At 72.2% G+C, this 10,958-nt stretch carries 6 protein-coding genes; 1 reads left to right on the top strand and 5 read right to left on the bottom strand.

The window, feature by feature from the left end:
* From KDM41_15220 to selA, 5 genes are all read right to left on the bottom strand, one after another.
* Positions 1-1,103 (bottom strand): hypothetical protein (locus KDM41_15220; protein MCB1184778.1); only part of this gene is annotated, 1,103 nt, incomplete at its 3' end.
* Between the two features lie 218 nt (positions 1,104-1,321).
* Positions 1,322-2,350 (bottom strand): signal recognition particle-docking protein FtsY, encoded by a 1,029-nt coding sequence (gene ftsY / locus KDM41_15215; GenBank protein MCB1184777.1) that lies wholly within the window; start codon positions 2,348-2,350, stop codon positions 1,322-1,324.
* The gene (gene smc / locus KDM41_15210) at positions 2,347-6,168 is read right to left on the bottom strand and encodes a chromosome segregation protein SMC (protein MCB1184776.1); all 3,822 of its coding nucleotides are present in this window, start codon (positions 6,166-6,168) and stop codon (positions 2,347-2,349) included. The genes ftsY and smc overlap by 4 nt, the downstream gene beginning before the upstream one ends.
* Positions 6,169-6,218: 50 nt before the next feature.
* Positions 6,219-8,069: an SPOR domain-containing protein gene (locus KDM41_15205; protein MCB1184775.1), complete on the bottom strand. Its 1,851-nt coding sequence runs from the start codon at positions 8,067-8,069 to the stop codon at positions 6,219-6,221.
* A 16-nt stretch (positions 8,070-8,085) separates the two neighbouring features.
* A complete protein-coding gene (gene selA / locus KDM41_15200) occupies positions 8,086-9,519 on the bottom strand; it encodes an L-seryl-tRNA(Sec) selenium transferase (protein ID MCB1184774.1) in 1,434 nt (477 codons plus the stop codon).
* A 206-nt stretch (positions 9,520-9,725) separates the two neighbouring features.
* Between selA and KDM41_15195 the strand changes: the two genes are divergently transcribed.
* Positions 9,726-10,958 (top strand): N-acetylmuramoyl-L-alanine amidase (locus tag KDM41_15195; protein ID MCB1184773.1); only part of this gene is annotated, 1,233 nt, incomplete at its 3' end.

Genomic DNA, 10,958 nt, shown 5'->3' with positions numbered 1-10,958 from the left:
GGCGCGAGGAACGTGGGTGCCTTGACGCCGAGCCCGGCGGCGTCGAGCCGGCGCGCCGCGGCCGGGTAGAACTCGCCCGCGGGCACGCGCGCGAAGCCGAGCTTGATGTCGTCCAGGGGCTCGCCCTGCAGGAAGCGCCAGTGGTTCAGCAGCGTGGGCGTCGCCGCCCGCGGCTCGAACTGGATCAGGCGCCGGTGCGAGCTGCTCAGGTTCACCGTCGGGTCGTTGCGCTTGGCCGCGAAGTGGATCAGGTCGACGATGAGCCGGTCGTCCACCAGGGGCTTGTCGTCGCGGTCGCTGAAGTGGCGCTGGATGCGTCCCGCCAGCCAGGTGTCGAAGCCCCCCCAGACCAGGTTCAGCAGGTACTTGTCGTAGGTGTCGATGGCGTCCATGACGAAGGCGCCGAGCATGGCGTCGTAGCCGTGGTGCGCCCCCACGCCGATCAACGCCAGGTCGTCGCACACGCCATCGCCCATGCAGCGCCGGAAATAGGCCTGGTCGTGGTCGGGCCAGCTGTAGGGGCGGTGGCGGTCGCGGACGATGATGCCCAGCCCCTCGAGCATGCGCAGCTGCTCGCGGTCCCACGGCACGCGGCCGGTGTCGCCCAGTCCGGCCATCTCGAACTTCTCGCGGTCGACGATGAGGATGTCGCCGCCGCCGATGTGGAACGGCTCGCCGGCGAAGGTCTTCCGGTGCTGGTACATGGCGGCCTCGCGGTACTGCCAGTCGTCCATGAAGCCGGCCAGCACCAGGCCGGTCAGGAACGGACGCGTGGCCACCGGCCGCGCGGCGAGGAAGTCGAGACCGAAGAGCGGCCGACCGTCCACGACCAGCTCGAGTTCGGGTTCGTCGAGGCGGGCCAGGAGCCACTCGCCGAAGCCGGCGAGCATGCGCCCGCGCCGTTCGCGCACGAGGGGGCCCTTGAGGTTGGGGTCGTCGCGCTCGAGAACCGTCAGCACCCGGTCGAAGGTGGCGTCGGGGAAGCGCAGGCTCGTGCCGAACTCGTCGACGAAGAGGCCGTGGCCCTGCTGGGCGCGGCCGACCACCGACTGGGGCAGCAGGTCGGCCAGCACGCGGGGCTCGGCGGCGAAGCGCTGCCCCATCAGGAACGCGAAATCCGCCGCGACCAGGCGCTCGAAGAGCTCCCGCTCGCGGCGGATGTCGCAGTTCCGGAATCCCGTGAAACGGCCGTCGTCGACGTCGCCGCGGCCGCGGTCGTCGTCGCGCCCCCGCCCCCGGCCGCGCAGCCGGTCGAGCAGGTCCTCGACGCGCCCGCCCGATTTGCGCCGCTTGCGGCGGCGCCGGTACCAGGGGCCGGCGATCAGTCGTCCCCTGCGTCGTCGCCCGCCCGCCAGTCGGCGAAGAGGGCGTCCACGAACAGGTCGGCGTCGAAGGCCGCGAGGTCCTCGACCTTCTCGCCCATGCCCACCCAGCGCACGGGCAGCCCCAGGCTCTCGGCGATGGCCACGACGATGCCGCCCTTGGCCGTGCCGTCGAGCTTGGTCAGGATCAGGCCCTGCACCGGAATCGTCTCGGCGAAGACCTTGGCCTGGCTCAGGCCGTTCTGGCCCGTGTTGCCGTCGACCACGAGCAGCGTCTCGGGATCGCGGCCGGTCTTGCGCCGGATCACCCGCGCCACCTTGCCGAGCTCGTCCATGAGGTTGGTCTTGGTGTGCAGCCGCCCGGCCGTGTCGACGATGACCACGTCGGCGCCGCGCGCCTCGGCGGCGTTCAGGGCGTCGAAGACCACCGCCGCCGGATCGGCGTTCTGGCCCTGCCGCACGCACTCGACCCCGATGCGGTCGGCCCAGATCACCAGCTGCTCGACCGCCGCGGCGCGGAAGGTGTCCCCTGCGGCGAGCAGCACCTGCCGCCCCTCGCTCTTGAGCTGGTGGGCGAGCTTGGCGATGCTGGTCGTCTTGCCGGTGCCGTTGACGCCGACCACGAAGATGACCTCCGGGCCGTCGGTGGCCGCCGCCGGTGCGGCGACGTCGGCCGCGGCCCCCTTCTTCTTCTTGCGCGCGCCGCCGTCGTCCTCGTCCCAGGTCAGGGGCTTGATGCGCGGCTTGGCCGTGGTCAGGATGCGCTTCACGTCGCCCCGGATCACCTCGAGCACAGACTCGAGGGTGGCCTCGCCCCCCTCCTCCTTCAGGCGCTTCTCGATGTTGCGCGTGATGTCGACAGCCGATTTGACGCCCATGTCGGCCGAGATGAGCAGCTCCTCGATCTGGTCGAGGGTGTCCTCGTCCAGCCGCACCCGCCCGCCGAAAAGGCTCTGCAGGCGCCCCACGACACCCTCGCGCGTCTTGCGCAGGCCGTTGCGGAAGCGGTTCAGGGCGCCACGGATCACTGGCTCGCCTCCATGGCCTCGTCCTGATCCGGTCCTTCGCCGGCATCGTCCGCCGTTCCGTCGGCCTCGACCGCGACGGCCTCGCCGGCGGTCTCGTCACCGGCGGCCGCGCCGCCGTCCAGGGTCATCTCGGTCTGCCGGTCGTCCAGGCGGTTCTCGGCGGCCCGCTTGTCCTCCGACTCGTCGACCGCCTTGCGCCGGTTGGCGATGGCGTTGCCCAGGTCCTGGTCGCTCTGGGTCTCGGCCACGTCGTGGAAGCTCACCGAGACGATGTTCGAGCAGCCGGGCTCCATCATGGTCACGCCGTAGAGGTGGTTCGCCGTCTCCATGGTCAGCTTGTTGTGGGTGATGACCAGGAACTGGGTCGAGCGGCTGAACTCGCGCAGCATGTTCACGAAGCGGCCGATGTTGGCGTCGTCCAGCGGCGCGTCGGCCTCGTCGAGCATGCAGAACGGCGAGGGCTTGACCAGGTAGACCGCGAAGAGCAGCGACAGGGCCGTCAGGCAGCGCTCGCCGCCCGAGAGCAGGGACACCGTGTCGACGACCTTGCCCGTCGGCTGGGCCGTGACGTGGATGTGGCTCTCCAGCGGATCGTCGGTCTTGACGAGCTCGAGCTCGGCCCGGCCGCCCTTGAACAGGGTCTGGAACACGGCGATGTAGTTGCGCCGCACCTCCTCGAAGGTCTCGACGAAGCGCTTCTTGGCCGTGCGGTTGATCTCGGCGATGGCCCGGGTCAGGTCGTCGCGGGCCTTTTCCACGTCGTCACGCTGCTTCTCGAGGAAGTCCAGGCGCTCCTTCTTGGTCTCGTACTCCTCGAGGGCGAGATGGTTGATGGGGCCCAACGCGCCGATCTTGTCGCGCTTGTCGTCGAGGATCTGCTCGGCCTGCTCGAGCTGGAACACGCCCTCGTCGACCTCGAGCTCGCCGGGCAGGTCGGCCGCGTCGAAGTTGGTCACCAACTCGTGGTAGCTGCCCTTGTACTGCTCCTCGACCCGCTCCTCGAGGTTGTTGCGCTTGATGTCCAGGGTCGCCAGCAGGGTCTCCATCTCGTGGGCCTGCTCGCGGAAGCCGCCCCGCGCCTTCTCGATCACCTGCACCCGGTCGCGCCAGGCGCTCATCTCCTCGTGCAGGGTGGCGATGCCCTCGCTGGCCGCGCGCACGACCTTGCGCCGGCGCTCGCGCTCGTCCATGCCCTTGGCCAGGACCCCGCGCTTGACCTCGAGCTCCTCGGCCAGGGAGTCCTTGTTGTCCCGGGCCACCTCGATCTCCTGCGCCAGTCGCTCGCGCCGGGCGAACTGCTCGGCCACGTTCTCGCGCAGGTGCACCAGGGCGGTCTCGGTCTCGCGCTTCTGCGACTCGCGCCGCTGGTGGGTGAGACGCAGCTCCTCGACCTGGGCGCGGGCGTCGTCGCGGGACATCTCGGCTTCCTCGACCCGCCGGCGCAGGTCGTCGCGCCGCGTCGTGCTGTCTTCCCGGGCGCGGCCGCTCTCGGCCAGCAGGTCGGTCAGGTTGCGCTCGCGTCCGGCCAGCTCGGCGACCTCGGCCGCGAGGCGACGCCGCTCGTTCTCCATCTCCTCGGCGCGGGCGCCGGCGGTGTCGCGCCGGTGCTCGAGGTTGCCCAGCTCGACCGTCAGGCCGCTGATGCGCTCGTCGACGCCGGCGAGCCGGCCGCGCCCCGCAGCCAGGGTCTCGCGCAGCTCCTCGCGGCGGGCCCGATTGGCCGCCAGTTTGCCGCCGGTGGCCTCGATCCGGGCCTCCACGGCCGCGATCTCGGCCTCGATCTCCTCGAGCTTCTCCCGCCGTCCGATCAGGGTGCTGGCCTGGTCGGCGCCGCGGCCGCCCCGCACGCGCCCTTCGCTGGTGACCAGCAGGCCGGTGCGGCTCACGCACAGCACCACGCCCGGTCCGGACCAGCCCGCCGCCGCGTCGGCGGCCGCCTGGTCGTCGTCGAAGATGACGGTCCGCGCCAGCAGGTTGCGCAGGGCCGGCAGGTCGGCGCCCGGTCCGGTGATGACCTCGGCACCGGGCCGTCCGCCCGTGATGGTCGCCGTCTCGGCGCCGCCGCCCCCGAAGCCCTCGCCGCACAGGAAGCTGGCCTGGCCGATCTCCTCCTCGCGCAGTTCGCGCACCAGGGCCACGGCCGTGGCGCCGTCCTTGACCACCACCGCGTCGAGCATCTCGTCGAGCAGGATCTCCAGGGCCGGCGCGTCGCCGGGCGCCACCGAAAGCAGGTCCGCCAGACCGCCGGTGACCCGGTCGGTGCCGCCGTGCCGCTTCAGGATCTCCTTCGGACCCTGGCCGTAACCCTCATATTCCTGATGCAGTTTCCGCAGCAGGTCGCAGGTCGAACGGGCGGCTTCGCGCTTCCCGTTCAGATCGGACAACTGGGCCTGGATGTCGCCCGTCGCCGCCTCCAGGTCGGACTGCTCGCGCTCGCGCGCAGCCAGCTCCTCGAGGAGCCCCGCCCGCTCGGCGAGGACGCTCTCGCGCTCGCCGCGCAGTTCGGCCAGCCGCCCCTCGGCCTCGCGCCCGGAGGCGAGCACCGCCTCGCGGTCCTCGGCCAGGATGCCCATGCGCTCGTTCCGGTTCTCCTGCTTGACCTGCAGCTCGCGCAGCTGGCTGCGCTGGCTGGCATCGTTCTCAATGACCTCGAGGTTGCGGCTGGTGGCGTCGTCGAGGGCCTCGCGGTCGCGCGCCAGGTTCCCCTCCATGATCTGCAGCTCCTCCGAGCGCTCGGTGAGCATGGCGCCGCTCGTCTCGAGCTCGGCCTCGATGGTGTGCAGGTGCTCGGTCATGCGCGCGATCTGGCCCTCGATCTCCTGCTGCCGGACCTCGGCCTCGCGGATGCCCTGCTCCGAATCGGTGACCCGCCGCGCGTGTTCGTCGATGCGATGCTGCAGCACCAGGGCCTGGCGCTCGGTCTCCTGCAGTTCCTCCTCGAAGGCCTGCAGCGCCGACTCGAGCTGCCGCCGCTCGGCCTCGCGCTCGTCGATGGTCGGGCGGGCGGTCTCGATCCGGGCCTGCAGCTCGGCCAGCTCGCCCACGCCCTCCTCGCTGCGGGTGCGGAAGTCCTCGAGGCGCTCGCGGGCCTCGGCTTCCTGGCTGTCGAAGAGCTGGTGCTTGCGCTGGGCCACGGCCAGGTCGAGGGCCCGGATCTCCTTGAACAGGCGCTGGTGCCGCCGCGCCTTGCCCACCTGCCGCTGCAGGGAGCGCACCTCGCGCCCGATCTCCTCGATGATGTCGTACAGGCGGACCAGGTCGCTCTGCGTGCGGTCGAGCTTGCGCTGGGTCTCCTTGCGCCGCGCCTTGTACTTGGTGATCCCCGAGCCCTCCTCGAGCAGCGTGCGCAGCTCGGTGTTGTTCTCGTTCAGGATCGACTTGATCATCGACTCCTCGATGATCGAATAGGACGTGTTGTTCACGCCGGAGTCGAAGAAGAGGTCGCGCAGGTCCTTCAGGCGGCAGGGCGAGCCGTTGAGGAAGTAGTCGCTGCCGCCGTCGCGGGTCACCTTGCGCTTGATGGCCACCTCGGCGAAGTCGATGGGGAGGCCGCGGTCGTCGTTCTCGAAGGTGAGCGTCACCTCGGCCATGCCCACCGGCCGCCGCTTGGTCGTCCCCTTGAAGATGACGTCGTCCATCTTGCCGCCGCGCAGCGTCTTGGCCGACTGCTCGCCCAGCACCCAGCGCACGGCGTCGACCACGTTCGACTTGCCGCAGCCGTTGGGACCGAGAATGGCGGTGATGCCCTCGTCGAACTCGAGCCGCGTGCGGTCGACGAACGACTTGAAGCCCTGGATCTCGATGCTTTTCAATCTCACGGATGTCACCCTTCCGCTGCCGTTCCGGCGTGATGCGATGCGATGGTGTCTCAGAACCGGGTGGGATTCGCCCAATCGGTCCGCAATTCCTTCTTCAAAAGGGGCGCCGCCGCGCGGGCCTCGGCCCGACTGGCGAAATCACCCACGTAGACCCGCCACCAGCGGCCCTTCTCCTCGGTCTCCACGACCCGCACCTCGGTCTCGAAGCCCCGGCGGTGCAGTTCGGCCAGCTCCACCTTGACGCTGGTGCTGTCCGGGAAGCTGTACAGATGCAGGGCCCAGCCCCGCTCGCCCACGGTCGCGCGGTACGGATCCATGGTGAACCGCGGTTCGGCCGCCGCCGTGTCCGCCGGATCGCTCCCCCCGGTCGCGACCGGGGCCGCCGCGACGTCGCCGCCGCCCGCGCCCGCAACCGGGCCGCCCGGCGGAGTGGTCGTCGTCGCGTCCGCCCCCGGGCCGGCCGCCACGTCGTCTTCGCGCCCGGCCTCGCCGCCGGACGATTCCTCGCCGGTCGGGCCCCCGGGCGTACCGGTCGCCGTCGCGTCCTGGGCCACCGCATCGACGGCGGGCATGGTCCCATCGGCCCGCCCCTGCTCATCGCCCCCGTCGAGATTGGCCATGTCGCCGGTGGTGCGGTCCACCGGCTGGGGCGCCGGGCGCTCGACCGCGACGGGCTCGAAGTACCCGCTCGACGGCACCCGAACGTACTTGTACCAGTAGGTCCCGAGGATCGCGACGACGACGACCGAAGCGATCGTGATGAACCAGAACACGCCCGAAGTGCCCCGCCGCCCGCCGGTGGTCACCGGTTCGCGGAGGTCGCCTTCCTCCCGCCAGGGATCCACCTCGCCGGCCGCATCCTGCGCGAATTCCCGCGCCGATTCCTGCGCCAACTCGTCGGCTGCCGCCAATTCGGCCAGGCGCGCCGAAACCGAAGGCGCCGGCGTCTCGGGCTCGTGCCCGGAATCCGCCGCCGGTTCGCCGGCGGTTTCCGCGGCGGGCCGGGGCGCGTCGGCGGGCCGGTCCGCAGGCACTTCGGCGGGCACTTCGGCGGGCACTTCCCCAGGCGATTCCACGGGCGATTCCGTGGGCCCATCCGCGGGCGCATTCGCGGACGCATTCGCGGACGCACCAGCGGGCACGTCCGGGGCCGCAGCCGGCGCGCCCCCCGCGGGCTCGACCGCCGCCACCGGGGTCGCCCGACCGGACATGGGCAGGCCGTAGCCCACCAGCCCCCCCAGGGGCAGGCCGCGCAGCTTGAGATCCTCGATCAGACCCTGGATCGCCGCCGCGGGCCGGTTCGCCCGGTCCCAGCACAGCACGCGGATCGTGGCCGCCCGGGCCCACTGGGCCCCCAGTTCGTCGGCGGGCGCGACCACGATGAGGTCGTCGGCCTGGCGCCGCAGACGCGCCACGAGCTGGTCGATCTCGCCGGGCGCCACGTCGGTGGGCGCGAACGAGCCGACGCCCAGCAGGTAGGCGCGGCGGCCGGCGAAAGGCAGGGCCACGCTGGCCGCCAGCACCGAGGTGCCGTAGCGGACGAGGTCGATCCAGCCCTCCTGCTCGAGGCGGCCGGCCAGGCCGGTCAGGGTCTGGGTGCGGTCGTCGGCATCGAGCACGAGGGCCGCCTGCTCCCGGGCCGCCAGTTCGCGGGCGAAGCCCATCGCGGTGGTCACGGCCAGTTCGGGCTGCCCCGGCTCGTGCAGCACGAGCCACACCCGCGGCGCCGAGTGGCCGCTCATGCAGGCATCGAGGGCGTCGACCAGGTCGCCGCCGCCGGCGATCCGTTCGACCCGGCTCCAGAACTCGGCGCCCGGCTCGAAATCGAGTTCGGCCGCCCCCCAACCGACCGCGTGCACGGGCAGTCCGGCGGGTCCCTGCAGGTCGTCCCTGTCGCTCACCACGGTGACCTTTCGCTCAGTCCAAGGTGCCGGCGGCGGTGTCCCCGCTGCGCCAGGCCCCCTCGAATGCCTTCACGACCAGATCCATCTCGGCGGGGGCGAGCGTGCGCACGTCCACCGCGAGGCCATCCTGATTCATGCGTCCGACCAGGGCCGGATCTCCCGACCGCAACCGCTGGTGGCAGCGCTCCAGTTCGTCCTTGGGTCCGGTCCACTGGACCAGACGCGATTCGAGACTCGTGGTGGAGAACGAGCCCCCGCCCACGCTCGAATGCCCGGGCACCACGGCGCCCCGCCAGCCGGCCGGCGCGCCGTCGGCCAGGCGGGCCAGCAGTCCCTCGGCCCGCGCCTGCAGGTCGTCGAGGGTCAGGGCGAGCTGGTCGAGGGTCGGGATCGCCGGGCGATCCTCGGCCGCGAGGTAGGCCGACAGCACCGCGTCGAGGGCCGCCAGGGTCGTCTTGTCGACCCGGAAGGCGCGCCGCATGGGATGGGCCCGCAGGGCGGCCACCCGTTCCCGGTCGCCGAAGATGATGCCGGCCTGGCAGCCGCCGAGCAGCTTGTCGCCGCTGCAGGTGACCAGGTCGGGGCCGGCGGCCACGTCTTCGGCCAGCAGCCGCTCGCCGGCGGGCAGCCCCAGCTCCACGTAGGGGAAGAGGGCCCCGCTGCCGGCATCGTACACCAGCGGACAGCCGGCCGCCCGGCAGGCCTCGGCCAGCTCGGCCAGCTCGACCTCCTCGGTGAAGCCCTCCACCTCGAAGTTGCTGCGGTGCACCTTGACCACCGTCGTGCCGGGCGTCATGGCGGCCCGGTAGTCCTTGAGGGAGGTGCGGTTCGTGGTGCCCACCTCGACGAGTTCGCAGCCGGTCTCGGCCAGGATCTCGTGCATGCGGAACGAGCCGCCGATGGCCACCACCTCGCCCCGCGACAGCACGACCCGACCGCCGGCGCTGCACTGGCGCACGGCCAGCCAGAACGCCGCCGCGTTGTTGTTGACCACGAGGGCGTCGGCGGCCCCGGCCAGCAGGGCGGCCTTCTCCTCCACGCGCCGGCCCCGGTGCCCGCGCGTGCCCGAGGGCAGGTCGAACTCGAGATCCGAATTGTGCAGCGCCACCTCGCGGGCGGCGTCGGCCGCGGCGACGGGGAAGCACGACCGGCCCAGGTTCGTGTGCACCACGACACCGGTGCCGTTCAGGACCCGCGTCCACGAGCGTCCCATGAGCGTAGCGGCTTTGGCCTCAACGCGTTCGACACAGAGGTTCAGCAACTGCTCGCGGCTCGCGACCGGACCCCGCGCCGTGCGCAGTTCGTCGCGCAGGGCCGCCACCGCATCCTGCACGACGCGCGTCGCCCACGACCGGCGTCGGCCGGCCAGGAGGGGCGCCAGCCGCTCGTCGGCGAGCAGCACGCTGATCTGGGGCAACTCCCGCAGACGGGAGGAGAGATCGGTCATCGGGGGCACCGGGAATGGTCGTCACTGCAGTCCGCGCTGCATCGGATCGTGACCGCCGCCGGAGCGGGCCGGGGGCCGGTCGCCAGGAGCGCCTAAGTTACCAGACGGACCCGCCCCTGTCCAGACGGACTCCGGGTTTGCGGGCAACCGCCCGAGGCGGTACGATGGCGCCACGACTGGACATTCCCCCGGCCCCGGATGGAACCATGGCCCCCTTGCCCCAGCGCCGCCGCGCCCCGATTTCCGCTCTCGCCGTCCTGCTGGCCGTCGCCGCCGGGTTCGCCGGCTGCGGGGGCCCGCCCGCCCCCGGCACGGGCCCCGTGATCCCCGGGTACCTCGGCCGCCCCGAGGCCCTCGTCGGACGCGACCTCTCCGCCCTCGCCGGCCGGCGCATCGTCCTGGATCCGGGCCACGGGGGCCGTTTCCGCGGCGCCGTCGGCCCCAACGGCCTCACCGAGGCCGAGGTCAATCTCGGGGTGGCCCTGCACCTGCGCGGGCTGCTCGAATGGGCCGGTGCCGAAGTCTGGCTCACCCGCACCGCCGACACGGATTTCCTGAGCCCCGCCGACAGCTCCCTGAGCCACGATCTCGAGATGAGAGTTTCCTTGAGCGACTCGCTGCAACCCGATGTTTTTCTTTCAATTCACCACAACAGCAATGCCGCCCTGGACCGCACCATCAACGAGACCCAGACCTACTACCCGCTCGACGACGACGGGGCCTCCCTCGACCTCGCGCGGGCCATCCACCGCCAACTCGTGCTGAATCTCGAGATCTCGCCGGCCAGCATCCGACCGGGCAATTTCCACGTCCTGCGCCACGCCACCGTGCCGGCCGTCCTCGGCGAGCCGGCCATGATCAGCCACCCGGTCATCGCCGAACGCCTCAGTCTCGCAGCCAGCCAGCGCCTGGAGGCCGACGCCTACTTCCTCGGCCTGCTCGACTACTTCGCCGCCGGCCTGCCGCGCTGGACGCCCGCCCAGCCCGACACGGTGTGGTTCGGCGCCGCGGGCGACCCTGCGGTCCTGACGTGGTCCTTCGTCGCGGACGGCCCCGGGCCCGACCCGGCCTCGTTCGAGATCCGCCTCGATGACGCTCCCACCGCGCCGCGGGTCGCGCCCGGCGGCGGCGCCGTCAGCTGGGATCGCCCCGCCGCCCTCGCACCCCGGCCCCACACGCTCGAGGTCCGCGGTCGCAACCTCGCCGGCCGCGCCACGCCCCCCCGCCGCACGCTCCTGCTCCCCCGCGCCGCGCCGGTGCCGACGGTCGCGGTGCAGGTCGCGGCGGACGGCCGGCTCGGCGTGTCCTGGCACGCGCCCGACGGCGGTCCCCTGCCGCGGGGCGAGTTGCGCCTGGGATCGGATCTCGTTTTTCCCGTGGGCCCCGGACTGCCCCGCTGCGCCCTGACCGACCCCATGGGCATCGCACCGGACGAGGCC

The sequence above is a fragment of the bacterium genome, from assembly GCA_020440705.1.
Taxonomy (GTDB): domain Bacteria; phylum Krumholzibacteriota; class Krumholzibacteriia; order LZORAL124-64-63; family LZORAL124-64-63; genus JAGRNP01.
The sequence above is the reverse complement of the archived record's forward strand: the minus strand, read 5'-3'. Positions and strand labels throughout refer to the sequence as shown.

Coding starts and splice junctions, on each gene's coding strand:
- selA (MCB1184774.1), bottom strand. CDS start 9,519: ATGACCGATCTCTCCTCCCGTCTGCGGGAGTTGCCCCAGATCAGCGTG.